22 protein-coding genes are annotated in these 25,993 nt (G+C 61.2%); 11 read left to right on the top strand and 11 right to left on the bottom strand.

Going from position 1 to position 25,993, the window contains the following annotated elements; genetic code table 11:
• Positions 1-101: 101 nt before the first annotated feature.
• The 4 genes from aceA to purB form a co-directional block, all read right to left on the bottom strand.
• Positions 102-1,418: an isocitrate lyase gene (gene aceA / locus FKL89_RS06225; protein WP_156864579.1), complete on the bottom strand. Its 1,317-nt coding sequence runs from the start codon at positions 1,416-1,418 to the stop codon at positions 102-104.
• Positions 1,419-1,942: 524 nt separating this feature from the next.
• Positions 1,943-3,229 (bottom strand): NAD(P)/FAD-dependent oxidoreductase, encoded by a 1,287-nt coding sequence (locus FKL89_RS06220; RefSeq protein ID WP_156861939.1) that lies wholly within the window; start codon positions 3,227-3,229, stop codon positions 1,943-1,945.
• A 12-nt stretch (positions 3,230-3,241) separates the two neighbouring features.
• The gene (locus FKL89_RS06215) at positions 3,242-3,565 is read right to left on the bottom strand and encodes a c-type cytochrome (RefSeq protein ID WP_156861938.1); all 324 of its coding nucleotides are present in this window, start codon (positions 3,563-3,565) and stop codon (positions 3,242-3,244) included.
• Between the two features lie 333 nt (positions 3,566-3,898).
• Entirely contained in the window at positions 3,899-5,290 is a 1,392-nt protein-coding gene (gene purB, locus FKL89_RS06210) for an adenylosuccinate lyase (RefSeq protein ID WP_156861937.1), read from the bottom strand.
• 221 nt (positions 5,291-5,511) lie between these two features.
• On the opposite strand from purB, the gene FKL89_RS06205 reads away from it, so the two are divergent.
• A complete protein-coding gene (locus tag FKL89_RS06205) occupies positions 5,512-6,126 on the top strand; it encodes a glutathione S-transferase family protein (protein ID WP_156861936.1) in 615 nt (204 codons plus the stop codon).
• An 86-nt stretch (positions 6,127-6,212) separates the two neighbouring features.
• Here FKL89_RS06205 and FKL89_RS06200 read toward each other — a convergent pair whose 3' ends face one another.
• The 5 genes from FKL89_RS06200 to acs form a co-directional block, all read right to left on the bottom strand.
• Positions 6,213-8,282, bottom strand: coding sequence for a sodium:solute symporter family protein (locus tag FKL89_RS06200; RefSeq protein WP_156861935.1), 2,070 nt, complete (start codon positions 8,280-8,282; stop codon positions 6,213-6,215).
• A complete protein-coding gene (locus tag FKL89_RS06195; protein WP_156861934.1) occupies positions 8,279-8,542 on the bottom strand; it encodes a DUF4212 domain-containing protein in 264 nt (87 codons plus the stop codon). The genes FKL89_RS06200 and FKL89_RS06195 overlap by 4 nt, the downstream gene beginning before the upstream one ends.
• A 342-nt stretch (positions 8,543-8,884) precedes the next feature.
• A complete protein-coding gene (locus FKL89_RS20155) occupies positions 8,885-9,472 on the bottom strand; it encodes a tetratricopeptide repeat protein (RefSeq protein WP_162527413.1) in 588 nt (195 codons plus the stop codon).
• Between the two features lie 32 nt (positions 9,473-9,504).
• Positions 9,505-9,822 (bottom strand): hypothetical protein, encoded by a 318-nt coding sequence (locus FKL89_RS20150; protein ID WP_162527412.1) that lies wholly within the window; start codon positions 9,820-9,822, stop codon positions 9,505-9,507.
• 247 nt (positions 9,823-10,069) lie between these two features.
• Entirely contained in the window at positions 10,070-12,046 is a 1,977-nt protein-coding gene (gene acs / locus FKL89_RS06185) for an acetate--CoA ligase (protein WP_156861932.1), read from the bottom strand.
• A 474-nt stretch (positions 12,047-12,520) separates the two neighbouring features.
• On the opposite strand from acs, the gene FKL89_RS06180 reads away from it, so the two are divergent.
• Genes FKL89_RS06180 through FKL89_RS06170 form a run of 3 tightly spaced genes read left to right on the top strand, consistent with a single transcriptional unit; the run spans position 12,521 to position 16,428 of the window.
• Positions 12,521-13,171 (top strand): YqhA family protein, encoded by a 651-nt coding sequence (locus FKL89_RS06180; protein WP_156861931.1) that lies wholly within the window; start codon positions 12,521-12,523, stop codon positions 13,169-13,171.
• A 42-nt stretch (positions 13,172-13,213) separates the two neighbouring features.
• The gene (locus FKL89_RS06175) at positions 13,214-14,740 is read left to right on the top strand and encodes a fumarate hydratase (RefSeq protein WP_156861930.1); all 1,527 of its coding nucleotides are present in this window, start codon (positions 13,214-13,216) and stop codon (positions 14,738-14,740) included.
• A gap of 44 nt (positions 14,741-14,784) precedes the next feature.
• On the top strand, positions 14,785-16,428 hold the full coding sequence (locus tag FKL89_RS06170) for a putative bifunctional diguanylate cyclase/phosphodiesterase (RefSeq protein ID WP_162527411.1): 1,644 nt from the start codon (positions 14,785-14,787) through the stop codon (positions 16,426-16,428).
• 16 nt (positions 16,429-16,444) lie between these two features.
• Here the strand turns inward: FKL89_RS06170 and FKL89_RS06165 are convergent, their stop codons facing one another.
• Together FKL89_RS06165 and dcd are read right to left on the bottom strand one after the other, a co-directional pair.
• Positions 16,445-17,056: a nucleotidyltransferase family protein gene (locus FKL89_RS06165; RefSeq protein WP_162527410.1), complete on the bottom strand. Its 612-nt coding sequence runs from the start codon at positions 17,054-17,056 to the stop codon at positions 16,445-16,447.
• A 20-nt stretch (positions 17,057-17,076) separates the two neighbouring features.
• Positions 17,077-17,643 (bottom strand): dCTP deaminase, encoded by a 567-nt coding sequence (gene dcd / locus FKL89_RS06160; RefSeq protein WP_156861927.1) that lies wholly within the window; start codon positions 17,641-17,643, stop codon positions 17,077-17,079.
• Between the two features lie 83 nt (positions 17,644-17,726).
• On the opposite strand from dcd, the gene FKL89_RS06155 reads away from it, so the two are divergent.
• The 7 genes from FKL89_RS06155 to FKL89_RS06125 all read left to right on the top strand — a co-directional run bounded on the left by FKL89_RS06155 (position 17,727) and on the right by FKL89_RS06125 (position 25,976).
• On the top strand, positions 17,727-18,986 hold the full coding sequence (locus tag FKL89_RS06155) for a winged helix-turn-helix domain-containing protein (RefSeq protein ID WP_156861926.1): 1,260 nt from the start codon (positions 17,727-17,729) through the stop codon (positions 18,984-18,986).
• Positions 18,987-19,002: 16 nt separating this feature from the next.
• Entirely contained in the window at positions 19,003-19,710 is a 708-nt protein-coding gene (pdeM, locus tag FKL89_RS06150; protein ID WP_156861925.1) for a ligase-associated DNA damage response endonuclease PdeM, read from the top strand.
• Positions 19,711-20,251: 541 nt separating this feature from the next.
• Entirely contained in the window at positions 20,252-23,170 is a 2,919-nt protein-coding gene (locus FKL89_RS06145; protein WP_156864578.1) for a ribonucleoside-diphosphate reductase subunit alpha, read from the top strand.
• A 132-nt stretch (positions 23,171-23,302) separates the two neighbouring features.
• The gene (lysM, locus tag FKL89_RS06140; RefSeq protein WP_156861924.1) at positions 23,303-23,809 is read left to right on the top strand and encodes a peptidoglycan-binding protein LysM; all 507 of its coding nucleotides are present in this window, start codon (positions 23,303-23,305) and stop codon (positions 23,807-23,809) included.
• A gap of 281 nt (positions 23,810-24,090) precedes the next feature.
• On the top strand, positions 24,091-24,258 hold the full coding sequence (locus tag FKL89_RS06135) for a YegP family protein (protein ID WP_156861923.1): 168 nt from the start codon (positions 24,091-24,093) through the stop codon (positions 24,256-24,258).
• Between the two features lie 144 nt (positions 24,259-24,402).
• Positions 24,403-24,669, top strand: coding sequence for a DUF2442 domain-containing protein (locus FKL89_RS06130; protein WP_156861922.1), 267 nt, complete (start codon positions 24,403-24,405; stop codon positions 24,667-24,669).
• Between the two features lie 62 nt (positions 24,670-24,731).
• Positions 24,732-25,976 (top strand): ribonucleotide-diphosphate reductase subunit beta, encoded by a 1,245-nt coding sequence (locus FKL89_RS06125; protein WP_170293814.1) that lies wholly within the window; start codon positions 24,732-24,734, stop codon positions 25,974-25,976.
• Positions 25,977-25,993 lie beyond the last annotated feature (17 nt).

Genomic DNA, 25,993 nt, shown 5'->3' with positions numbered 1-25,993 from the left:
CAGGTCTGCGAAACCCGAAGCTGCTGCGCCGAAGATGCCAGTCGTCCCGCTTTGGCCGTTTTGTCTAATCGACTGTTTAGTCGTTCTGACCCAACGACTCGCTAGTCGTTTTGTCCCACCGCCAGCTTGAGGGCCGGCTTCTTGTCGTCGAAGAACTGTTCGTCTTCCGTCGAACCATGCAGCGCCGTGGTCGAGCTTTGGCCGCCCTGGATCACTTGTGTCACAGCATCGAAGTAACCGGTGCCCACTTCGCGCTGATGCTTGACGGCGGTGAAGCCCTTTTCAGCCGCGGCGAACTCAGCCTCCTGCAGCTCGACGAACGCACTCATGTTGTTGCGCGCGTAGCCGTGGGCCAGGTTGAACATCGAGTAGTTCAGGCTGTGGAAGCCGGCGAGCGTGATGAACTGGTACTTGTAGCCCATCGCACCGAGTTCGCGCTGGAACTTGGCAATCGTCGATTCGTCGAGGTTCTTCTTCCAGTTGAAGCTCGGCGAGCAGTTGTACGACAGCATCTTGCCCGGGAACTTCTTGTGAATGCCTTCGGCGAACTTGCGGGCAAACTCGAGATCCGGTTTGCCGGTTTCGCACCAGATCAGGTCAGCGTACGGTGCATAAGCGAGGCCGCGCGACAGCGCCTGCTCGAAGCCCGGCTTCGTCTTGTAGAAGCCTTCCATGGTGCGCTCGCCGGTGCAGTGCGGGCGATCATTTTCATCGACATCGCTGGTCAGCAGGTCAGCGGCTTCGGCATCGGTGCGCGCCAGCAGCACAGTCGGCACGCCCATCACGTCCGCCGCAAAGCGGGCGGCGGTGAGCTTTTCAACCGCTTCACGCGTCGGCACCAGCACTTTGCCGCCCATGTGGCCGCATTTCTTAACGCTGGCGAGCTGATCTTCGAAGTGCACGCCCGACGCGCCGGCATCGATCATCGCCTTCATCAGTTCATAGGCGTTCAACACGCCGCCAAAACCGGCTTCGGCATCGGCCACGATTGGCGCCATGTAGTCGACGTCGTCCTTGCCTTCCATCCACTGGATCTGGTCGGCACGCATCAGCGTGTTGTTGATGCGGCGGACGACTGACGGCACCGAGTTGGCCGGATACAGCGATTGGTCCGGATACATCTCGCCAGCGAGGTTGGCGTCGCCCGCGACTTGCCAGCCAGAGAGGTAGATCGCCTTGAGGCCTGCCTTCACTTGCTGCATGGCCTGATTGCCAGTCAGCGCGCCGAGCGAGTTGATGAACGGCTCGGTGTTGATCAGGTTCCAGAGTTTTTCCGAACCCTTCTTCGCGAGCGTGTGCTCAACGGCAGCGGTACCACGCAGGCGAACGACGTCAGCCGCGCTGTAGTTGCGCTTGATGCCTTTCCAGCGCGGATTGGTTGCCCAGTCTTTTTCGAGGGCGGCGACGGCTTCGGCCATCTTGGCTTGAACGGATGCGGATTGACTCATGGTGGGTTGCCTTTCAGACTAAAACTCGATCCTCTTTATCTGGCTCCGCCTGTTTCCACTCAGCGGAAAGCCAACGAATATCTTGTTATTGCTTCGCAGCATATCCGAATCGATCGCACAGCGCATCAATAAATTACAAAAAAACGTTCAAAAACAATGGTTTGCAATTTGTTTTCACGGAATGAAAGATTCCATATCGTGAAATTGCGTTTTGCACGCCGCAGCGCACAAATTGAAAAACACTTCCGCAAGGTGGCGAACGTGGAAAAAAGCCCGCAAATTCAAACAGGTTGCGCAGACAGTTGAGGTGCGCTGTCGCCACCCGCGCAGGCGCAGACGTCACCGCAGCGGCAACGCGATTGCGATGCAGCGCAGCGCACGCTGCCTGTGGCTCCACAGCGGCGGGGCGTCCCCGCAAGAAAATCATGTAGCAAATGCGCAACAAAAAAGCCCGGGCACAAAGTGCGCGGGCTTGGCAGGGACAGTTGTTGCGCTCAGGCGAGCATGTCAGCCCAAATGTTGCGCGCCCAGCTGTTGGCGAAGATGCCTTCAGTGCGATTGGCATCGGCCGACAAGCCACCGGAGCCAGCCACCGTCACCATCGTCTTCTGCGCGGCATCGTAGCGATGCACCGAGGCGACGTGCACAACATTCTTGTCGTCGATGAAGCTGTAGCAGGTGTTGGCCACCATTGGCGTGGCGTTGACCACGTCGCCGGTCAAAAGCGCGATCACCGCCGCCGCGCACACCTTGGCATGCTGGTTCGCCATATGCCCCGACTTCGGCATGGCCGGCGCGATCTGCAACGCATCGCCGAGGATGTGCACATTCTTCACCGCCGTGGACTCATAGGTCAGCCAGTCAATCTGGCACCAGCGCTTGTTCGAGTTGTTGAGACCGTTCTGCGTGGCGATATTGCCAGCGCGCATCGGCGGCAGCACGTTCAGCACGTCGGCCTTGACGTCGTCACCAAAGCTCATCTTGAGCGTATTGGTCTTCGCGTCAACGTCCTGGATTTCCTGGTTGTTGCGGTACTCGACCAGCCCCTTGAACTGACCGTTCCATGCCTTCATGAACAGGCCCTTCTTCGACACCACGTCTTCGTTGGCGTCGAGGATCAACACCTTGGACTTTGGCTTTGCCTGCTGGAAGTACCACGCCACCTGGCAGGCGCGTTCGTACGGCCCTGGCGGGCAACGGTAGGGCGCCTTCGGAATCTGGATCGCATAGACGCCGCCATCCTTCATGTCGACCAGCTGCTTGCGCAGGGCAATGGTCTCCGGGCCGGCCTTCCACGCCGCGAGCACCTTGCTGCGCGCTTCCACCGAGGCGAGGCCGGGTAGTGATTCGAGCATGAAGTCGATGCCGGGCGACAGGATCAGGCGGTCATAGGGCAGCGTGGTGCCATCGGCCAGCGTCAGCGTCTTCTTGTCGGCATCAAAACCGACCGCCTCGCCCTTGACGCGGCGGATGCCGTATTTGTTGAGGCCGTCGTACGACACTGAAATGTCGCCGATCTGCTTCGAGCCGCCAATCACCAGGTTGGACAGCGGGCAGGACACGAAGGCCTCTCCGCGCTCGACCAGGGTGACGTCAATCTTGCCCTCGCTCCACATGGCGATGTACTTGGCGGCCGTCGCGCCGCCATAGCCGCCTCCGACGACAACGACTTTGGGTCTGGCGGTACCGCCCACGCTGGCGCAACCAGTGATGGCAGACGTACCCAGCAGCGACAGGACACCGGCGGATTTGACGAAGTCGCGACGATTGAATGTGTTCATGTGCGCCCCCGGTTATTTCGGTTGTTTCGAGTAGTAATCGGCGATCAATGCGATCTGCTCATCGGTGTACCCCTTCGAGAGCTGATGCATGATGGTGGCCTGCTGTTTGCCGTCCTTGTAGTCCTTCATCTTGCTGACGAGGACGGCGGCGCTCTGGCCTGCCAGCGACGGCACCTCAGCCACGCTGCGGCCATTGGTGCCATGGCAGTTGGCGCATTGCGCCGCAAGATTGCGCGCCAGGTGCTGGCTCACGGGTGCCTGCGCGGATTGCGCCTGCACCGCCAGTACGGTCAGCGCGGACGCCGCGAGCGCGGTCACGCGTATCGTTTTTTTCATGGGGACTCCTCCTCCGAGTGTTGCCGGTTCATGGGGAACTGCAGGGAATCACTGAACAGTTTCTCGATCGATTCTAGGTCTCGAATCACGCCGCTTGATAGAAAAAATTACCCTATGCATATGCGCATGGCAGCGATCTGTCGTTCAAGCAGCTTTTCGAATTAAGTCCCATCTGATAAGGGCTAACCGTCGAAAAATCGGAAAGTCGACAATCGGCATTATTGGCTTTCAGGCCTTAAGCCGACGCCACTTCAGCAAAAAGTTGCCATCAACCGGCACTCGAAAATCACGCTCGAATGGGGTGGGTGGCGCCGGCAACCGACGCCGCATCCATCAATCCGCTGTTTCGGTCACCGCATAGCGCCGAGCCAGCTCGGCCGCGAGGCCGGTGTAACGCGCCGGGGTCAGCTCGCGCAGGGCGGCACGCGCTGCGGCTGGAATATCAAGGCCGTCAATGAAGGCCGTCATCGCTGCCGGCGTAATGCGCTGGCCGCGGGTCAGCGCCTTCAATTGCTCGTAAGCGCCCGACACACCGTAGCGGCGCATCACTGTTTGCACCGGTTCGGCCAGCACCTCCCAGTTGGCATTGAGATCAGCAAGCATGGCGTCAGCGTTGACTTCAAGCTTGCCGATACCCTGCCGCGCCGAGCTGATACCGAGCAGGCTGTAGCCCACCGCCACGCCCATGTTGCGCAGCACGGTGGAATCGGTCAGGTCGCGCTGCCAGCGCGAGATAGGCAGCTTCTCGGCCAGATGCCGCAACAGGGCATTGCCAATGCCGAAGTTGCCCTCTGCGTTTTCAAAATCAATCGGATTGACCTTGTGCGGCATGGTACTGGAGCCGACTTCGCCCTCCTTCAGCCGTTGCTTGAAGAAGCCCAACGAGATGTAGCCCCAGGTATCGCGACAGAAGTCGATCAGGATAGTGTTGACGCGGGCGATGGCATCGAACAGTTCGGCCATGTAGTCATGCGGCTCAATCTGTGCGCTCATCGGCTGCCACGTCAGGCCAAGCGCTTCCACGGTGGCTTGCGACAGCGCCGGCCAGTCAACCTCGGGATAGGCTGACAGATGTGCGTTGTAATTGCCCACCGCACCATTCATCTTGGCACGCAGCGGCACGGCGGCAATCTGTCGGCGCGCATGCTGCAGACGATCGACAAACAGCGCGATCTCCTTGCCCATGGTCGTCGGCGTCGCCGCCTGCCCATGGGTGCGAGAGAGCATCGGCAGTTCGGCAGTAGCTATCGCCACCCGCGCCAGTGCCGCGATCACATCATCAAGCTGCGGCAGCAGCACGCCGTGCACACCGCGCTTCAGCATCAGCGCATGCGAGACGTTGTTGATGTCTTCCGAGGTGCAGGCAAAGTGCACGAATTCCGCGTGCGGCGCGAGCTCAGGCAGCGCCTTGAATTTGTCCTTGATCCAGTACTCGACGGCCTTTACGTCGTGATTGGTGGTCGCCTCGATGGCTTTCACCGCCGACGCATCGTCCACGGAAAAATTGGCCACCAGCGCATCGAGAAACGCCAGCGCTTCGTCACTCAGCGGCGGCAATTCCGAAATGTCCGGTTCCGCCGCAAGCGAGCGCAGCCACGCGAACTCGACCCGTACACGCTCACGGGTGAGAGCGAATTCACTGAAAGCATCGCCGAGAACAGCAACCTTGCGCTGGTAACGCCCGTCCAGTGGAGACAGTGCGATGAGGGTATCGATCGTGGCCATGATTGAAAAGCTGCAGTGGATGCGTTGGCGGCGTTGGCGCGGTCAACATGCACCAACGCCACAAATCACCGGGGAAATTGACGCGACTGCAGGAAAAAGAACGTCTTTGTCAAGCAGTGTCAGCCCTCTATTATCCCTTGTCGTCGGACCGGATTTGCGACCTCGCCATGACGTGCTAGATTCGTCGCAGCAGTAGGTCGTACCAATAACAAGTTGCCCGCATGAAACTCCTCCATTCGAACACCAGCCCCTACGCCCGCAAGGTGCGCATTGTGGCTGCCGAAAAAAAGCTCGAACTTGATCTGGAAGTGGTCGATCCGTGGTCGTCCCCCGCCGATCTGGCGCGCATCAATCCGCTTGGCAAGGTGCCGGCGCTGGTAATGGACGACAGCACGACGCTGTTCGATTCGCGCGTGATCGTGGAATACCTCGACGGCCTGTCGCCGGTGCACCGTCTGATCCCGGAAGCCTCCCGTGACCGTATTGCCGCCAAGCGCTGGGAGGCCATCGCCGACGGCTTGTGCGATGCGGCGATCCTGGCCCGGCTGGAAGCCGGCCGCCCGGACAAGAATGAATCGAGCAGCAAGCAGATCGAGCGGCAGCGCAGCAAGATCGCCGCGTGTCTCGAAGAAATGGCGCGGGAACTGGGTGAGCGCGAGTTCTGCGTTGGCAACGCCCTGTCGCTGGCCGATATTGCTGCCTGCTGCGCACTGGGTTATCTCAAGCTTCGCTATCCGGACATTGGCTGGGAAACAACTCATCCCAATCTGGCCCGACACTACAAGAAGATCGCCGGCCGCCCTTCTTTCAAGCAAACTGATCCGTCTGCCGCTTGACCGCAGCGGTGCGAGGCAATCGCTCCGGCTATTTCCAGGCAAACAAAAAAGGCGGCCGAAGCCGCCTTTTTTTCAGCAAACGCGCATCAAGCCGCACCTGGCCTCAGGTTCGGGTAACGCACATGCTCGACGAGCTCCTGTACCTCCGGCTTCGGCGCCGGAGTCACCAGACTAACCAGGATGATCACCAGGAAGCCAAGTGGCACGCCAAACACGCCCGCAGAGATCGGCTGAATGTCCCACCAGATGTTGTCTGCAATCGGGCTTGTCACGCCAAACAATCCGCGCATCCACACTTGTGTGGTGGCCATGTAGTAGAACGTGACCGACACACCGGCAATCATGCCCAGTACGGCAGCAAGACTGGTCGCCCGCTTCCAGAAGATACCCAGCACCAGCGCAGGGAAGAAGCCTGCGGCGGCCAGCGAAAACGCGGCTGAAACCAGGAACAGAATGTCTGCCGTCTTGAGCGACGCCACGTAAGCCGCCGCCAGCGCCACCACCAGCAATAGTGCCTTGGATACGCCAACCCGAGTTGCCGTAGACGCATTGGGGTTGATCATCTTGTAGTAAACGTCGTGCGAAAGCGCGTTGGCGATAGTCAGCAGCAACCCGTCCGCTGTCGAGAGAGCGGCTGCCAGACCGCCCGCCGCCACCAGACCCGAGATGACATACGGCAGACCGGCAATCTCCGGCGTAGCGAGCACCACGATGTCACCACCGATGGCGATCTCGGCGAGCTGCACGATACCGTCCTTGTTGACATCAGCGATTGATAGCAGCGACGGATCCACCTTCGACCATGAATTCACCCACGCCGGAAGCTTCGCAAACTCACTGCCCACCAGCATCGTGTAGATATCGAACTTCACCAGCACCGCCAGCGCTGGCGCCGTAAAGTAGAGCAGGAAGATGAAGAACAGCGACCAGAACACCGAATTCCTCGCCTCCTTCACGCTGGGTGTGGTGTAGTAGCGCATCAGGATGTGTGGCAACGCGGCGGTCCCCACCATCAGGCAGAAGATAAGCGCCAGGAAGTTTTTGCGGGCGACATCGCGCGCCTTTTCGTTGGCCGCCGGGAAGGCTTCGCCGTGCTTGAGTGGCGGCGCGGCCCGCCCTTTGAGCGCTGCCTCCTTGGTCCACGCAGTCTTCGCTGCGGCGGCATCACGCGGATAGGTGTCTACGGCTTTCTGCGCAGCAACAACCTGCTCGGGTCCGGCATTGCTCGACTTGGCATCATCGAGTGCCTTTTGCACCTCGGCCTTGCCACTGTCAAATGAGCCCGGCAACGCCTTGAGTTTGGCTTCTGCGGCAGCGGCGCGATCGGCAAACAGCTTGCGAACCTCCAGTTCCTTCGGGTCCTTGAGCAATTGATCTTCGCGCGCCGAGACTTTCTCGAGCACCGAGCCGTACACAAGCTGCGGCAACGGGATATTGGTGTGCTTCATCGACAGCCAAACCACCGGAATCATGTAGGCGATGATCAGGATGATGTATTGCGCCACCTGCGTCCAGGTTACCGCACGCATGCCCCCCAGAAACGAGCAGACCAGAATGCCGGCGAGACCGACAAACACCCCCACCTCAAACGACAGACCGGTCAGCCGCGCGGTAATCAACCCGACGCCGTAGATCTGCGCCACCACATACACAAACGAGCAGAGGATCGCGATCAGCACACCGACAAATCGGGCCGTGTTGCCGCCGTAGCGGGCGCCAAGAAAGTCGGGAATAGTGAACTGCCCGAACTTGCGCAGATAAGGCGCCAGGAACAGCGCCACCAGCACGTAGCCTCCGGTCCAGCCCATGATGAAGGCTAGCCCCGAATATCCCTGCAGATACAGCGTACCTGCCATGCCGATGAACGACGCCGCCGACATCCAGTCCGCACCGGTGGCCATGCCGTTGAACACCGCCGGCACGCGACGACCTGCCACGTAATACTCGGAAGCGTCAGACGTGCGACTCATCACGCCAATGCCGGCGTAGAGCAGCACGGTGGCAAGCAGGAACACGTAGCCGATCCATGCGCGCGGCATGCCCGCCTTCTCGAGGATCGCCAGCGCCACCACGAAGAGCACGAAGCCCCCCGTGTACCACGTGTAGACCTTTTTCAACTGGGCGGTAAAGGCCCGCTGGGTAGTACCGGCGCTCATTGCTCTTCCTCCTCGTTGACACCGTACTCGCGATCAAGGCGATTCATGGTGCGCGCGTAGTACCAGATGAGCGCGACGTAGACGATGAGGGCGCCCTGAGCGCCCATCCAGAACGAGAATGGCCAGCCAAAAAAACTGAATGACAGATCGCGCGCGGCGTAGCCGACCACGAACGTCACCACAAACCAAATGGCCATCAGAACCAGCGTGATCAGCAGATTCCTGCGCCAGTACTCCCGGTGCTTGTCAGTCAGTTGCATTGATTCCTCCTCGGTTCGGTCAATTTGCGTAGATGTCTGCAAATATCGTTGTGTCGATCGGTGACCTGCCACCTGAAGCTATCAGGTAGCTGACAAAGCGTATCCGAGTTTTCCGAATTGAGAAAGAGGTTGCGCCATATCAAATGAGGCATGGTTTACCCGCGCTGCGGCGCGTTGATCACGACTGTTCACGACGCGCAACGACTGTGACTTTAGCTGCAGGCAGTACGCGGTGGCGCTGATCACATCGGCAACACAATCAGGGGCTTTGTCGGGCTGCCGGGCAATGCGGCCGCCGGATGGCGACAGTTGCCCGAGCGGGATCGCCAGAACGTCGCGAACTCAGTTACGCCACCAGCGCTCGATACCAATGCGGATGCCGGTCTCGTCTTCCAGCACGGCTGCGTTACGGGGATCAAATGCCTTCAGGCGCCGCATCGTCTTCTCGCAGGCTTCGGGTTGTTGCGACCGGAATTGCGCGCGCGCCAACTCCATGAAACCAAATGGACTCATTGGCTGCAAGGCAACGTTTTTCTTCAGCGCTTCGATCGCACTTGCGTCGTCGCCCGTAGCGATTCTTGATAGCGCGAGGCCGTACCAGGCACGGTCCAGACCGTCGCGCAGTGCAACGGCCCGCTCGAACGCACGGATCGCCTCGACGTGGCCACCTTGTTGCTGATATAGAAACCCAAGATTGAACCAGCTGTCGGCATCGGCGGGCTTCAGCGCAACGAGACGTTCAAACTCGGCAACCGCGCGCTGTTGATCAGCTGCACTCACTGACTGCGCATAGAGGTAGGCCCGCTGCGCAAGGGTAACGGTGTCATTCGGGTCGTCACGAAGCGCCCGCTCATAGCAAGCCAAGGCAAAACCGGTGCGCCGAAACAGAATGGCCCACGACGCAACCTGGCGCAGCAGATGAGCACGCACAGCAGCAATCAAAGTCGTCCCTGCGGTCGGCACTATGACAACCCGGTGCTGGGCAACGTCGCCGATTGAAACAACTCCGGACGCTTGAGATAGAGCCGAACGACAATCAAGGTTACGTAGAGCCAGAACAACAGGAAGAAGGCCACCACAGGCACATGCTTGTCCTGCACCGCAGACGGCGTCATCGCGCGCGCCAATGCCGTCACCGGCGAGGTGAGAAAGCGGAACAGGCGATAGATGGGATTGTTTTCGCGCGCCGGCCAGTTGAAGATGCCAACGACGAACTGCGCGATGTAGAACAGCCCGATCAGCATCACCAGATTGTGTACAACGGCAAAAAAAGCCTGCATCGATAACCCTATGGAGCTTGCCAGGCGTGGCAAGTCAGGTGTTCGCAGGCGGCGACCCCCGGCGACAAAGCAGCTCCCACGTGGCCCAATGGCAACGCGCTGCGTACAAGCGGCGCGTCAGACGGAGGAATTGTGCCCTGCCTTCGGGGCTTGTCGGGTCAGTATTCACCCGAATGAACTCACCGCAGCGGGCCACAGCGCACGGCGCGAAGGAGCCAGTCGGCTCCTCATGCCGGGCGGCCCGCGTTTACAGGCTCTGCTTCAACTGCTCGAGAATCGCGGGATTTTCGAGGGTTGACACGTCCTGGGTGATTTCCTCGCCCTTGGCGATCGCGCGCAGCAGGCGGCGCATGATCTTGCCGGAGCGGGTCTTGGGCAGGTTGTCGCCAAAGCGGATGTCCTTCGGTTTGGCGATCGGGCCGATCTCCTTGCCCACCCAGTCACGCAGCTCCTTGGCGATCTTTGCAGCGCTCTCTTTGTCAGCCGGACGTGCGCCCTTAAGCACAACGAAGGCGGACACGGCTTCACCGGTCGTTTCGTCAGGACGTCCAACCACCGCAGCCTCAGCAACCAACGGGTTAGCGACGAGCGCTGATTCGATCTCCATGGTGCCGAGGCGATGGCCGGACACATTCAGCACGTCGTCGATGCGACCGGTAATGCGGAAGTTGCCATGCACGGCATCACGCACAGCGCCGTCGCCAGCGAGGTAGTAACCTTTGAGTTCATCCGGGAAGTAGGACTTCTTGAAGCGCTCCGGGTCGCCCCAGATGGTGCGGATCATCGACGGCCACGGCTTCTTGATGACCAGAATGCCGCCGGAGCCGTTCGGCACGTCGTTGGCGGTTTCGTCGACGATCGCTGCGGCGATACCCGGCAGCGCCTGCGTGCACGAGCCCGGCACCAGCGGCGTCACGCCCGGCAACGGGGTGATCATGTGACCGCCCGTCTCGGTTTGCCAGAAGGTATCCACAATCGGGCAGCGCTCGCTGCCAATGTGTTTGTAGTACCACATCCAGGCTTCCGGATTGATTGGCTCACCTACCGAGCCGAGCAGGCGCAGCGACGACAGGTCATACTTGCCTGGCGCGACATCCGGCGTGGTGTCGGCCGCCTTGATCAGCGAGCGGATCGCGGTGGGCGCGGTGTAGAAGACGGTGCACTTGTGTTTCTGGATCATGTCCCAGAAACGGCCGGCGTTCGGGAAGGTCGGCACGCCTTCGAAGATGATCTCGGTGGCACCCACTGCGAGCGGGCCGTAGGTCACGTAGGTGTGACCCGTCACCCAGCCCACGTCGGCCGTGCACCAGAAGACATCGTTCGGCTTGATGTCGAAGGTCCACTTCATGGTCAGCATCGCATGCAGCAGATAGCCGCCGGTGGAGTGCTGCACGCCCTTCGGTTTGCCGGTGGAGCCCGAGGTGTAAAGCACGAACAGCGGATGCTCGGCATTGACCATTTCGGCGGGGCAATCGTCAGCCTGACCGGCCTCTACTTTTGCCCAGTCGATGTCCTTCGCACCGTAGGCAACATTGCCACCGGTGCGCTTGTAGACGATGGTGTGCCGCACGGCGTCGCAGCCACCCATGCCGTAAGCCTCGTCCACAGCAGGCTTGAGCGGGATCGCCTTGCCGCCGCGCATCTGCTCGTCGGCCGCGATCACCAGTGTGGCGCCGACGTCAACGATGCGTTCCTGCAGGCTCTTGGCGGAGAAGCCGCCGAACACCACCGAGTGCGTCATGCCGATGCGTGCACAGGCCTGCATCGCAACGACCGCCTCGATCGACATCGGCAGATAGATGATGGCGCGATCGCCCTTCTTGTAACCAAGTGACTTGAGGCCGTTGGCGAAGCGGCAGACGCGCTTGTAGAGGTCGCGGTAGGTGACTTTGGTAACGTCGCCACCATCCGCTTCGAAGATGATCGCGGTCTTGTCTGCGACCGGTGTGTTCAGATGGCGGTCGAGGCAGTTGTACGAGGCGTTCAGCTCGCCGTCGGAGAACCACTTGAAGAATGGGGCATTGCTGTCGTCAAGCGACTTGGTGAAGGGCTTCGACCAGATCAGGTTCTCGCGAGCCAGATCGGCCCAGAAGCCAGCGTGATCACGTTCTGCCTTCGCCTTCATCGCCTCGAAATCGGCGGGCTTGACGTTGGCCTGCGCGGTAAATGCGGCCGGCGGCGGAAACACCCGGTTTTCGACAAGGACGGATTCAATGGCAGACATGGTTCACTCCTCCTGTTTCAGTCAGTGGCACGACGGCACACGGTGCAAAGTATCACTTGAGAGCCCCTCGCGCACACCTACCTCCGTGACGAGGAGAAACTGCTGACACGTTAGCGGGAGTCATTGACGTGAGTCTTACATAGGACCCGCCTACAGCTTTCATCGTGAAGCCTTATTTCGTATGGGCTTGGGTGCAAAAAGCACCTCAAGTCGATATCGGTCATATTTCCGCTCAATGCCCTTATCAGACGTCATTTCATGAAAAAGCTGTAGTACAGAAATACCGTCCAGACGAGGCATCGCGGGACCAGTTTCCGGCCGCAAAGTTGCGCCACCGGGAAGCGTGAAACACAAGGCCAGACATCCGCTGACGGTCATCGGCGGGTGCTAAACTGCCTTACTCAATCGTCACTGTTCAGGCCGGCGGCTGCACGATGCAATCTGATCTGCATCGACGTCGTCCTTGAGTCCAATATGAAGTCCAGCCAATCGTCCGCCTCGTCTTCCAGCGCGAAACGGGGCCTGCGCCCGCTACCTGCTGTCATCTTCGCCAGCCGCTGGCTGCAGCTGCCGCTCTATTTGGGCCTCATCGTTGCTCAGGCGGTGTACGTATTTCATTTCTGGGTTGAGCTGGCTCACCTGATTGAAGCGGCGTTTGGTTCGTCACAGGCCGTCGCCGCCATCGCCACCTCAGTTCAGCCGTGCGACACGGCGGTGGCGCAGGCAAAGGGTAGCGTTTGTGCGGCGGTGCCCACCAAGCTCACCGAAACGCTGATCATGCTGCTGGTGCTCGGCCTGATCGACGTGGTGATGATCTCCAACCTGCTGATCATGGTCATCGTCGGTGGCTACGAAACCTTTGTGTCACGCATGGAGCTGGAGAGCCACCCCGACCAGCCCGAATGGCTTTCGCATGTCAACGCCTCGGTGCTCAAAGTCAAGCTCGCCACAGCGATCATCGGTATCTCGTCAATCCACCTGCTCAAGACCTTCATCAACGCCGAGCAGTACTCCGAGAAAACGCTGATCGCGCAAACCGTGATTCACGTCGCCTTCCTGCTCTCGGCCATGGCGATTGCCATGACCGACCGCCTGATGTCGCCACCCGGTGGCGACAAACACTGACCCCGACCTTGAAACGTTGCTACGAACCGAACGCTGCCGACCATGCCCACCACCATCAAGTACGCCGACTTCGTTGAATCCATCGCTGCGGCGCTGCAGTTCATCAGCTACTACCACCCGCAGGATTACATCGAGCATCTCGCCCGTGCCTACGAGGCAGAGGCCTCGCCCGCCGCGAAAGACGCCATCGCACAGATTCTGACCAATTCCAGGATGTGCGCCGAGGGGCATCGGCCGATCTGCCAGGACACCGGTATCGTCAACGTGTTCCTGAAGATCGGCATGGATGTGCGGTTTGAGGGCTTCGCGGGCAGCATTGATGATGCCGTCAACGAGGGCGTGCGTCGCGCTTACAACGATCCGGACAACAAGCTGCGCGCCTCAGTGGTGGCGGACCCGCAGTTCGAGCGCAAGAACACCAGGGACAACACGCCGGCGGTGATCCAGATGGAACTGGTGCCAGGCAACACCATCGATGTCAATGTCGCAGCCAAAGGCGGCGGCAGTGAAAACAAGACCAAGTTCGTCATGCTCAACCCGAGCGATTCGCTGGTTGACTGGGTGCTGAAGACAGTGCCGACGATGGGCGCTGGCTGGTGCCCGCCGGGCATGCTCGGCATCGGCATTGGTGGCACCGCCGAGAAGGCGATGCTGCTTGCCAAGCAGTCGCTGATGGACCCGATCGACATGTTCGACCTGCTCAAACGCGGTCCGCAGAACAAGACCGAGGAGCTGCGCATTGAGCTCTACGAGAAGGTGAATGCGCTGGGCATCGGCGCCCAGGGTCTCGGCGGGCTGTCCACCGTGCTCGACATCAAGATCAACATGTACCCGACCCATGCCGCATCGAAGCCGGTGGCGATGATCCCGAACTGCGCCGCCACCCGCCACGCCCATTTCGTACTCGACGGCTCCGGCCCGGCGTACTGCGAGCCGCCTTCGCTCAACGCGTGGCCGGATGTGCACTGGGCGCCGGACGTCAAACTGTCGAAGCGCGTTGATCTCAACACGCTGACCAAAGAGGAAGTGGCGAGCTGGAAGCCCGGCCAGACGCTGCTGTTGAACGGCAAGATGCTCACCGGCCGCGATGCCGCACACAAGCGCATCAATGACATGCTGGCCAAGGGCGAGAAGCTGCCCGTGGATTTCGCCAACCGGGTGATCTACTACGTCGGTCCGGTCGATCCGGTGCGCGACGAGGTGGTCGGTCCGGCCGGTCCGACCACCGCCACACGGATGGACAAGTTCACCGAGATCATGCTGGCCCAAACCGGCCTCATCGCCATGGTTGGCAAGGCGGAACGCGGCCCGGTCGCCATCGAGTCGATCAAAAACCACCAGGCTGCCTACCTGATGGCCGTCGGCGGTGCTGCGTATCTGGTGTCGAAGGCCATCAAGGGCGCCAAAGTGCTCGGCTTTGCCGATCTTGGCATGGAGGCGATCTACGAGTTCGACGTGCAGGACATGCCGGTAACCGTTGCTGTGGACTCCTCCGGCACCAGCGTGCATCAGACGGGTCCGAAGGAATGGCAGGGGCGGATCGGCAAGATCCCGGTGGTCACCGCCTAGCGGAAAGGCTGTCAGCTGCCACGCCCTGCCCGTACACTCCGCGCATGCCTAGCCAAGTCGCCCTGATTGACGGCCTGATCATTCTGGTCGGGCTTCTGCTCATCGGTCTGGTGGCGTGGCTGGTATCGCTGCGTACGCGACGCACGCTGAAAGCGCTGACGGTCGCCACTCGGTCCCTGTCGCAAGGCGATTTTCAGGTTGAGGTTCCCATCCGCTCTCGCGGCCCGGCAGGCGAGCTTGCACGAGCGTTCAACGAGATGGCGCACCAGCTGTCGGCCAGCCGGCAGCAGATCACCAACTATCAGAAGACGCTCGAAACCCGTGTGCGGGAACGCACCCGCGAGCTGCACTCGGCCACCCTGCGCGCGGTACAGATCGCGCAGACCGATCCGCTCACTTCGCTGCCAAACCGCCTGCTGTTCCGCACCAAACTGGAAGAGTCAGTAAAAAGCGCTGCGGCCGACAAGAGCCGGGTCGCGGTGCTGTTTGTCGATCTCGATTTCTTCAAGAACTTCAACGACAGTCTCGGCCACGACGCCGGTGACGCGGTGCTGCGCGCTGCGGCTACCCGCCTGCAGGACGCCGTGCGGCAGGACGATGTGGTGGCCCGATTTGGTGGCGACGAGTTCGTGGTGCTGATCTCGCGGCTGGAAGCCCAGCATGCCGAGCATGTGGCCCTGACGGTCGCCGAAGGCATTCTGGAGACGCTGAGCAAGCCCTTTGACGTCGCTGGCACCAGCCTGACCATGCCGGCGTCGCTTGGCATCGCGATTTATCCGCACGACGGCGCCAATGCCTCCGAGCTGATCAAGAACGCCGACACGGCGATGTACGCCGCCAAACAGGCCGGGCGCAACCGCATCGAACATTTTTCCGGTGGCTCCAGCCGCCAGCAGGCGCTGCGCACCCAGTTCGAGAACGATATCCGCCGCGGCCTCGCGGCCGGCGAGTTCTTCCTGATGTTCCAGCCGCAGGTGGATTCGGATACCGGCTCTCCGACCGGCCTCGAGGCCCTGCTGCGCTGGCGTCACCAAACCCGCGGCTTGATTCAGCCCGCCGAGTTCATCCCGATCGCGGAAGAAAGCGGCATCATCAACCCGCTGGGCCAGCGGGCGCTGGCGATGGCCTGCGAGCAGTTCAAGCTGTGGCAGGGGCAGGATATTCATCCCCGCATTTCGGTCAATGTTTCCGCCCGGCAACTGGCTGATCCGGGGTGGCTCAAATCGGTAGACGACACCATCGCCCGCACCGGTATCCCGCCCAACTATCTCGACCTCGAAATCACCGAGTCGATGCTCGTTGGCAACCCGCAGAACGTGATCGACACGCTCGACACCCTCGGACAGATGGGGGTCACGCTCACGCTTGACGACTTCGGCACCGGCTATTCGAGCCTCAGCTATCTGACCCGGCTGCCGTTTCACACCATCAAGATTGATCGCAGCTTCATCCAGCACATCGACGAAAAGCCCCGCCGCGGCATCGTGCAGGCAATCGTGGCGATCGCCCACAGTCTCGGCATGCGCATCATCGCTGAGGGCGTGGAAACACCGCTGCAGCTATCGATACTGCGCGAAATCGGCTGCGAGGAAATCCAGGGCTTCTACATCGCCAAACCGCTCGATGCCAATGCGATCGAGTCCTGGTGGCGGATGCAGTTGGGCAATGTTGGCGTGATGACGCTCTGACGCGGTTGCCGGAAGGTTACCGGCGCGGTGGCAGATCCGCTGGCGTGTCGACGTCTCGCACCACACCGCTATCGTTGACGGCAACCAGTCGCAGATGGTCGGCGTTTTGCCGCAGCAAATCCCGCGCCCCGGTATCGCCCGTGCACGATGCGAGCGCGGCGGCATAGCTGGCTGGAAATACCACCGGATGCCCCTTCTCGCCGTCGAATGCCGGCTGCGCAATAACATTGCCGGCACGCGATGCGCTGACCAGCTCGCGAACGGTAGCCGGTTCGATCCAGGGCATGTCAGCCAACGCAATCACCAGCGTTTCCGCCTGCGGAAAGTGTTCCGGTACGGCGGCTGCAAGCGCTGCCAAGCTATGCCCCATACCGAGCGATGACTGTTCCGGCACCAGCACCTTTACTCCCATCGCGGCCGCTTCCTGCGCGATCGGTGCTGTCAGTGAGCGCGCGGCCACCAACACGGCGTCACAGGACGCACGCAACGTGCCCAATGCGCGCGATGCCACGCTCTGGCCATCAATCAGCTGTTCAAGCTTGCGCCCCGGTGCGGTGGAATCGAAACGGCGCCCGCTGCCTGCTGCGAGCAGCAGGCCGACGCTGCGCGCCGTTGCGTTCGGCTCCACGTTGCGTGCAATCAGCGCAATCAGGTCTTTGGCAGCGTCACACCGCTTTGGCCCTGATATTTGCCACCGCGGTCCTTGTACGACGTGCCGCAGATCTCATCGCTTTCGAAGAACAGCACCTGTGCACAACCCTCGCCCGCATAAATCTTTGCTGGCAGCGGCGTCGTGTTGGAGAACTCCAGCGTCACATAACCTTCCCACTCCGGCTCGAATGGGGTGACGTTGACGATGATGCCGCAACGCGCATACGTGCTCTTGCCGACGCAGATGGTCAGCACGCTGCGCGGAATGCGGAAATACTCGACCGTGCGCGCCAGCGCAAACGAGTTGGGCGGGATGATGCAGACGTCACCCTTGAAATCCACGAACGACTTCTCGTCGAAGGCTTTCGGGTCAACGATGGTCGAGTTGATGTTGGTGAAGATCTTGAATTCGTCGGCGCAACGGATGTCGTAGCCGTAGCTCGACGTGCCATAGGAGACGATCTTGTGCCCATCGACGTAGCGCACCTGGTCCGGTACGAACGGCTCAATCATCGCGTGGTGTTGCGCCATGCGGCGAATCCAGTGGTCAGACTTGATGGACATAGAGCAAATCCGGGCGACGGCAAAATGTGGGCGGGCACCTATTGTATGAAGCCGGCCCCAACGCATTCCATGCATCAATCACCGTGACCAACGACATCCAGCTATCGCTCACTGAAGCGCGTGCCCTGCAGCTTGCCGCCACCGGGCTGCTCGCGCCGCCTGCACGCGCAGCACGCAAGCAGGACCTGCTCGCTGCAATACACCGCGTGCAGGTGCTGCAGATCGACACCATCCATGTGGTGGCGCGCAGCCCCTATCTGGTGCTCTGGAGCCGGCTGGGCGACTATCCACAACAGTGGCTCGACGAATTGCTGGCCGAGGGCCGTCTGTTTGAGTACTGGGCCCATGCCGCGTGCTTTCTGCCGATTGAGCACTACCGGCAGTACCGGCGACAGATGCTGCATCTGGAGGCCGCCGGGATGCCCCGCAGCGCGGACCGATTGGCCGCCGACCCGGTGGGGCATCTCGATCTGCTTGAGCGCGTGCGCGACCAGGGCGCCGTGCGGGCATCCGACTTCGAACACGAGGGCGGCCGCAGCGGCACCGGATGGTGGGACTGGAAGCCGGACAAGTTGCGCATCGAGACGCTGTTTTCTGCTGGCGAAGTCATGGTCGCGCGGCGTGAGAATTTTCATCGCATCTACGACGTGCGTGAACGGGTGTTGCCACCCAGCCTGCTGGATGACGGCGCAGTGCCGGCGCGCGAGGAAGTGGATCGCGCCTGGACGCTGGCCGCCGTCAAGGCGCTGGGCGTACTGCCCGCACGCTGGATTGGCGACTACTTTCGCCATGCCCTCAAAACGCAGCCGAAGCCGCATCCGGATGGTCTCGTTGACAGTGGCGAGCTGCTCCGGGTCGCGGTCGAAGGCTGGCCCTGGCCGGGGTATGTCCATCGTGACCATCTCGCGTCGCTGCGCGCAGCGCGGCGCGGCAAACTACGGGCGACCCATTGCACGCTGCTGTCGCCGTTCGATCCGCTGGTGTGGGACCGCGAGCGCGCGCTCGCGATGTTCGACTTTGACTACCGCATCGAGTGCTACACGCCCGAGGCGAAACGCCGCTACGGCTATTTCACCTTGCCCATCCTCGTCCGCGGCGAACTGGTCGGGCGCGTCGACGCCAAGGCGCATCGCGGCGAAGGCATCTTCGAGGTCCGCGCCTTGCACCTGGAGCCCCGCATCCGCAGCAGTGAAGCACTTGCCAGCGATATTGCCGGCGCCCTGCAACGCTGTGCGCGCTGGCACGGGACGCTGACGGTGCGCATCGTCCGCAGTCAGCCGACAGCCTTCGCCCGTCCGCTGCGCGCTGCGTTGCGAGCGCTTGCCGGCAGCGGCCGGCAATGACGGGACGGCGACCGCGATGAAAGCCCTTGCTTCCGGGCGCGGGCGGCTGCCCATTGCGGTCAACGGCGAGACCCTGCTCTGCCTGGCGGCGCACGCGCTGTTGTGGCCGCAGGGCCGCGTGCTGTTCGTGGCTGACGTGCATCTGGGCAAGGCAGCGAGCTTTCGCGCCGCTGGCGTAGCGATGCCGGGCGGGCACTCCGCGCACGACCTTGATCGCATCGCGACACTGCTGGATGAGCGTGAGGCTGCGCACCTTGTGATACTTGGGGACCTCATTCACACCCGTGAAAGCTACACAACCGCGCTTGATCAAAAATTCAGACAGTTCCGGGCCCGACACGCCGATGTTGCAATGACGCTGGTGCGTGGCAACCATGATCGCCATGCGGGCGATCCCCCGGCGCACTGGGGCTTGCAACTGGTCGCCGAGCCGTTTGAGCTGGGACCGTTCACCTGTCTTCACGAACCGCTGCTGGCCGTGCCCCCAGCGCGGACCGAGGAGCAGCACCACACGATTGAGCTTGCCGGCCACCTGCATCCGTCGCTGCGTCTCACTACGGCCCGCGAGAGCGTCGCCCTGCCCTGCTTCTGGCAGCACCATCGCGGCATTGTGCTGCCGTCGTTCGGTAGCGTCACTGGCTCATCACCCATTTCAATTGACATTGGTAAATCTGCAGTTGTGGTGGCGGGACAACAACTGCACCACCTCGGATCGCGGGGATAAGCCTGTGGAAAAGCCGCGAAAAAGCATTGCAAAAGCTGTGCGCTGAGCGGGGAAAAACTACTCGCTACGCTGCCAAGCCAAGCTGTATGCGGGGTCACGTTGAGCCATCGCAAAGGCTGTTGCCGTCGTGATAAAACTGCGCCCCCAACCCCAACATCTTGTGGTTCGAATGCCGCTTGACCACTAGATATTGTTGGTCGTATTCTTCGTCTGTTCCATCGACTTTGCGGACCAGCTTGCATGAACAGGCGAGTTTTCGTGTGTGTCGCGTGTATGCCGTGTGAGGCCTGTGCCTTGCCAACAGCACGGTCGGCCAGCACCACGATACCGGTACGGACTTCGATGCAACAGGAGGGGTGGGTTGGGAGGCCCGGGGCGCACGCAATCGGTTAGCCAGTTGACCGCAATAGTCGACTGGCCTCGTTGCCATGCCGCCACCCGTACAGATGAATGACAGTTTTTCGGAGACGCTTACATGCTCGATTCCCCTTCCGCCCAATCTGGTGGCGCCGCATTGAATCCCGCCGTCAACCCCGCCGTCATGGGGCTGGTCACCGGTAGTTCAACGGCCACGCCTGAGGCCGGTCGGGCCGCGCTGTACAAGGTCATCCGTCGCAATGGTTCGGTGGTCAGCTTCGAGCCGTCCAAGATCACGGTGGCGATGACCAAGGCCTATCTGGCGGCCCACGGTAACCAGAGCGCCGCCTCTGCCCGCGCCCGTGAGCTGACGCAGCAACTGACCGACGCCGTCATGCGCGCGCTGATGCGCGTCAAGCCGGAAGGCGGCGCCATCCATATTGAAGAAATCCAGGACCAGGTCGAGCTGGCGCTGATGCGCTCGGGCGAACATGAAGTGGCCCGCGCCTATGTGCTCTACCGCGAGAAGCGCACTCAGGAACGCGCGGCACAGGCGAAGACCGCGAAGGAAGCTGATCAGGAATCCATCCTGCACGTCGTCGAGGACGGCGTGCGCAAACCACTTGATCTGCTGCGCCTGCGCGAGCTCATCAAATCGTCCTGCGAAGGCCTGCAGGGCGCCGCCGATGCCGATCTGATCCTGAAAGCCACGCTGAAAGACCTCTACGACGGCGTCTCGGCAAAAGAAGTGCGCAAGTGCGTGGTGCTCGCTGCGCGCCAGTACATCGAGAAAGACCCGGCGTACAGCTTCGTCACGGCCCGCCTGCTGCTCGACTCCATCCGCTTCGAAATCCTGGGTGAAGAAGCGTCGCAGGCCGACATGGCGACCAAGTACGCCGAGTACTTCCCGAAGTTCATCAAGCACGGCATCAAGATTGGCCTGCTCAACCCGGAGCTGGCCAGCTTTGATCTGCAACGGCTCGGCGAAGCGCTGGATCACACGCGCGACTTCAAGTTCGGCTTCCTCGGCCTGCAAACGCTTTACGACCGCTACTTCCTGATTGATCGCCAGACCACGGCCAACGGCGCTGACCGCCGCTTTGAGCTGCCGCAGGCGTTCTTCATGCGCGTTGCGATGGGCCTGGCACTCAACGAAGCCGACCGCGAGGCGCGCGCCATTGAGTTCTACCAACTGCTGTCGAGCTTCGACTTCATGTCGAGCACGCCGACGCTGTTCAACTCCGCCACGCATCGCTCGCAACTATCGTCCTGCTACCTCACCACCGTTGCCGACGATCTCGACGGCATCTACGAGGCAATCAAGGAAAACGCCCTGCTGTCCAAGTTCGCTGGCGGCCTCGGCAACGACTGGACGCAAGTCCGCGCGATGGGCTCGCACATCAAGGGCACCAACGGCGAATCGCAGGGCGTGGTGCCGTTCCTCAAGGTAGTGAACGACACGGCCGTCGCAGTGAATCAGGGCGGCAAGCGCAAGGGCGCCGTCTGCACCTACCTCGAAAGCTGGCATCTCGACGTCGAGGAATTCCTCGAACTGCGCAAGAACACCGGCGACGACCGCCGCCGTACGCATGACATGAACACGGCGAACTGGATTCCCGATCTGTTCATGAAGCGCGTCATGGAGAACGGCACCTGGACGCTGTTCTCGCCCGCCGATACGCCGGACCTGCATGACCTCTTCGGCAAGGCGTTCGAAGCGAAGTACACCGAGTACGAAGCCAAGGCGGCGCGCGGCGAACTCAAGCTGTTCAAGACCATCCAGGCCACCACGCTGTGGCGCAAGATGCTCACCATGCTGTTCGAGACCGGGCATCCGTGGATCACCTTCAAGGACCCGTGCAACATTCGCTCGCCGCAATCGCACGTGGGCGTGGTGCACTCGTCGAACCTGTGCACCGAGATCACGCTCAACACCAGCGAGACCGAGATTGCCGTGTGCAACCTGGGCTCGGTCAACCTCGTCAATCACATGATGGAGGTTGATGGCGGTTACGTGCTCGATCACGCCAAGCTGCAAAAGACGGTGCGCACCGCCATGCGGATGCTCGACAACGTTATCGACATCAACTACTACGCCGTCAAGAAGGCGCGCACCTCCAACCTGAAGCATCGCCCGGTCGGCCTGGGCATCATGGGTTTCCAGGATGCGCTGCACATGATGCGCACGCCGTACGCCTCGCAGGACGCGATGGAGTTTGCCGACCGCTCGATGGAAGCGGTTTGCTACTACGCCTACTGGGCGTCCACCGAGCTCGCCGAGGAGCGCGGCCGCTACAGCTCGTACAAGGGCTCGCTGTGGGATCGCGGCATCATGCCGCACGAATCACTCAAGCTGCTGGCTGACGAACGCGGTGGTTATGTCGAGGTGGATTCCTCGGTCACCATGGACTGGGACGCACTCAAGGATCGCATCAAGATCCACGGCATGCGCAACTCCAACTGCGTGGCGATCGCGCCGACGGCGACCATCTCCAACATCATCGGCGTGTCCGCCTGCATCGAGCCGAACTACGAGAACCTGTTCGTCAAATCGAACCTCTCCGGCGAGTTCACCGTCATCAACGAGCATCTCGTCGACGACCTGAAAGCGCGCGGTCTGTGGGACGAGGTGATGATTGCCGACCTCAAGTATTTTGATGGCGCGCTGGCCCGCATCGACCGCATTCCGGACGATCTGAAAGCCAATTACGCCACTGCGTTCGAGATGGACCCGCTGTGGCTCGTCGAGGCCGCCTCGCGTCGCCAGAAGTGGATCGACCAGGCGCAATCGCTGAACATTTACATGGCCGGCGCCTCGGGTAAAAAGCTCGACGAGCTCTACAAAATGGCGTGGAAGCGTGGCCTCAAGACTACCTATTACCTGCGCACTCTGGCCGCCACCAGCGCCGAGAAGTCCACCGGCAAAGGCGGTGAGCTGAACGCCGTACCGTCGTCTGGCGGTATCGCACAGGCCGTCAGCGCCGCACCGATCGTGGTGCCTGCGGCCGTGGTGCCAACCAACCCGGCAGTTGCAGGCGAGCTGCCCGCAACCGACATGAAGTTCTGCTCCATTGACAATCCCGACTGTGAGGCTTGCCAGTAGTGGCGTTGGCTCATGTCATGAGCATGTCTGAATCAGATTTTTCGCGACGTCCATTCACGCAATAATCGTCGTTATGGTGGTCCTCAGCAGTTGCTGATATTAGCCACCCTAACCAGAGCAAAGGAGACTCAAATGGGTTTTTTCAGTTTCATCAAGGATGCCGGCGAAAAGTTGTTCGGCCACAAGGATGCCGAGGCAGCAGCGCAAGCCGCTGCCGCCGATGATGCCGCCGCCAAGGAAAAGCTTGACGCAGCCAACCGCCAGGCGGGCGACGCCATCCAGGCCTACATCGAAGCGCAGGGCCTGACCATCACCGGTCTGGTCGTTACCTTCGACGCCACCAGCTCCACGGTCAGCATCTTCGGCGTCGCCGCCGATCAGGCCACCAAGGAGAAGGCACTGCTCTGTTGCGGCAACGTGTCGGGCGTGTCGAACGTCAATGACAATATGTCGGTAGACCAGAGCGAACCGGAAGCCACCTATCACGACGTGGTGCGCGGCGACACGCTGTGGGCGATTGCCAAGGCCGCCTACGGTGATGGCAACAAGTATCCGGTGATCTTTGAAGCCAACAAGCCGATGCTGTCACATCCTGACAAGATTTACCCGGGCCAGAAGCTGCGCATCCCGCCGCTCTAGTCCGCCCGCCACGGCCGCCCTCTTCCACGTGGAGAGGGTTGGGGTGAGGGCTCTGTGTATGGAATGACCACAGAGCCCTGACCGCAGCAAGCCGCCGATTCATCGCCAGTGCCGGTATGGACTGACGATCACCCGAGCGAAGGGTGTCGGCACTGGCTGTAAGTGCGGCGGTGTTCTCGATTCGCGCGAGACACCACCGCGATTTGCACACCCCCGTCGCCCGGCGGATCACGTAATTTGTTCGGGTCGAGTGTGTGTACCTTAAGGAAGGGAGGTGATCTGTGGCAACAAAAGAACACAAGTGGGAGTTCTACCAGGATAAGGCCGGCAAGCATCGCTGGCGCCGGATCGCGTCGAACGGCAACATCATCGGAGCGTCGTCGCAAGGCTACGTGACCCCGAAGGATTGCAAGGAAAACGCGCGTCTTAACGGTTACACCGGCGCATAACCGCAGCTAGCCGCCACGGGTACCCACCCGCGCGAACTGCACGCCGGAGAGTTTGCAAAACCTCTCCGGCGGTTTTTCCAAACGCATTGACGGGCCTGCGCCCTGCGTCAGTACATTCTGAAAAACCCACGGAGCACCACCGCATTGCAAGACCTTGTTGACCCGAACCCGCGCCTGAGCAACGCCCGCCATATGGGCGATTATCAGATGTGGCTGCAGTTCAGCGACGGCAAGGCGGGCATTGTTGATCTCTCCGATGACCTCTGGGGCGAAGACCTCGAAGCGCTGCGCGATCCGGCCGCCTTTGCCGAGCTTTCGCTTGATGAAGGCCTCGCCACCCTCTCGTGGGAGCGCGGCGGCATCGACATCTCGCCCTCGTATCTTTATTCCAAGCTCGAATCCGTCCAGTAAACCGCAGTTCGCGCCCCGGCCCTCATCGCCGTAGCGCGATGACCGAAAGAAAGTAGTACCGAATGCTCAATTTTGATGACGACATCGTCACCCCGGCCCAACCCGCAGCCGCCACAGCAGCGACGCCGCAGCCTGCTGCCCAGCCCGCACGCCCGAGCGTGCCGCCGCCCACCGCCGCGCAGGTAGCGGACTACCGCGCCCAAATGCATGAGCAACCGCAGCCGGTGGCGGCCGAGCCACGCATGTCGAGTGTGGGCAACCCGGAGTTCGACAGCCGCTGGCGCCGTGTGCGCGCTGAGGACAAGCGGGTCATCAACGGCGGTGCCGACGTCAATCAGCTCGTGCCCTTCAAATACACCTGGGCGTGGGACAAATACCTCGGCGGCTGCGCCAACCACTGGATGCCGCAAGAGATCAACATGCAGCGCGACATCGAACTGTGGAAGCGCCCCACCAGCGCCGGCGGCCTCACCGATGACGAGCGCCTGATTGTCAAGCGCAACCTCGGCTTCTTCGTCACCGCCGACAGCCTGGCCGCCAACAACATTGTGCTCGGCACCTATCGCCACATCACCGCGCCCGAGTGCCGGCAATACCTGCTGCGCCAGGCGTTTGAGGAGGCGATCCACACCCACGCCTACCAGTACATCGTGCAGTCGCTCGGCCTCGACGAGGCCGAAATCTTCAACGCGTACCACGAGATCAAATGCATCCGCGACAAGGATGAGTTCCTGATCCCGTTCATCGACGTGCTGACCAACCCGAACTTCAAGACGGGTGATTTTGAAAGCGACCAGAAGCTCCTGAAGAGCCTGATCGTGTTCGCCTGCATCATGGAAGGCATCTTCTTCTACGTCGGCTTTGTGCAGATCCTCTCGCTCGGCCGCCAGAACAAGATGACCGGCGCCGCCGAGCAGTACCAGTACATCCTGCGCGACGAATCGATGCACTGCAACTTCGGCATCGACCTCATCAACACCATCAAGCTCGAGAACCCGCAGCTCTGGACCGAATCGTTCAAGGACGAGATCAAGGAGCTGATCAAGCGCGGCGTCGAGCTCGAATACGCCTACGCCGAAGACACCATGCCGCGCGGCGTGCTCGGTCTGAACGCCACCCAGTTCAAGGAATACCTGCGCTTCATCGCCAACCGCCGCTGCCAGCAAATCGGCCTCGACCAGTTGTTCGACAAGGCCGAGAACCCGTTCCCGTGGATGAGCGAAGTGATGGACCTGAAGAAGGAAAAGAACTTCTTCGAAACCCGCGTGATCGAGTATCAGACGGGTGGGGCGTTGAGCTGGGAGTAAGCCTCCGGAATGCGCCT

This window comes from Casimicrobium huifangae, assembly GCF_009746125.1.
GTDB lineage: Bacteria > Pseudomonadota > Gammaproteobacteria > Burkholderiales > Casimicrobiaceae > Casimicrobium > Casimicrobium huifangae.
The sequence above is the reverse complement of the archived record's forward strand: the minus strand, read 5'-3'. Positions and strand labels throughout refer to the sequence as shown.

What these genes read in the sequence shown, in the direction of transcription:
- aceA (WP_156864579.1), bottom strand. Translation starts at nt 1,418, where the DNA reads ATGGCCGAAGCCGTCGCCGCCCTCGAAAAAGACTGGGCAACCAATCCG.
- FKL89_RS06220 (WP_156861939.1), bottom strand. Translation starts at nt 3,229, where the DNA reads ATGAACACATTCAATCGTCGCGACTTCGTCAAATCCGCCGGTGTCCTG.
- FKL89_RS06215 (WP_156861938.1), bottom strand. Translation starts at nt 3,565, where the DNA reads ATGAAAAAAACGATACGCGTGACCGCGCTCGCGGCGTCCGCGCTGACC.
- purB (WP_156861937.1), bottom strand. Translation starts at nt 5,290, where the DNA reads ATGGCCACGATCGATACCCTCATCGCACTGTCTCCACTGGACGGGCGT.
- FKL89_RS06205 (WP_156861936.1), top strand. Translation starts at nt 5,512, where the DNA reads ATGAAACTCCTCCATTCGAACACCAGCCCCTACGCCCGCAAGGTGCGC.
- FKL89_RS06200 (WP_156861935.1), bottom strand. Translation starts at nt 8,282, where the DNA reads ATGAGCGCCGGTACTACCCAGCGGGCCTTTACCGCCCAGTTGAAAAAG.
- FKL89_RS06195 (WP_156861934.1), bottom strand. Translation starts at nt 8,542, where the DNA reads ATGCAACTGACTGACAAGCACCGGGAGTACTGGCGCAGGAATCTGCTG.
- FKL89_RS20150 (WP_162527412.1), bottom strand. Translation starts at nt 9,822, where the DNA reads ATGCAGGCTTTTTTTGCCGTTGTACACAATCTGGTGATGCTGATCGGG.
- acs (WP_156861932.1), bottom strand. Translation starts at nt 12,046, where the DNA reads ATGTCTGCCATTGAATCCGTCCTTGTCGAAAACCGGGTGTTTCCGCCG.
- FKL89_RS06180 (WP_156861931.1), top strand. Translation starts at nt 12,521, where the DNA reads ATGAAGTCCAGCCAATCGTCCGCCTCGTCTTCCAGCGCGAAACGGGGC.
- FKL89_RS06175 (WP_156861930.1), top strand. Translation starts at nt 13,214, where the DNA reads ATGCCCACCACCATCAAGTACGCCGACTTCGTTGAATCCATCGCTGCG.
- FKL89_RS06170 (WP_162527411.1), top strand. Translation starts at nt 14,785, where the DNA reads ATGCCTAGCCAAGTCGCCCTGATTGACGGCCTGATCATTCTGGTCGGG.
- dcd (WP_156861927.1), bottom strand. Translation starts at nt 17,643, where the DNA reads ATGTCCATCAAGTCTGACCACTGGATTCGCCGCATGGCGCAACACCAC.
- pdeM (WP_156861925.1), top strand. Translation starts at nt 19,003, where the DNA reads ATGAAAGCCCTTGCTTCCGGGCGCGGGCGGCTGCCCATTGCGGTCAAC.
- FKL89_RS06145 (WP_156864578.1), top strand. Translation starts at nt 20,252, where the DNA reads ATGGGGCTGGTCACCGGTAGTTCAACGGCCACGCCTGAGGCCGGTCGG.
- lysM (WP_156861924.1), top strand. Translation starts at nt 23,303, where the DNA reads ATGGGTTTTTTCAGTTTCATCAAGGATGCCGGCGAAAAGTTGTTCGGC.
- FKL89_RS06125 (WP_170293814.1), top strand. Translation starts at nt 24,732, where the DNA reads ATGCTCAATTTTGATGACGACATCGTCACCCCGGCCCAACCCGCAGCC.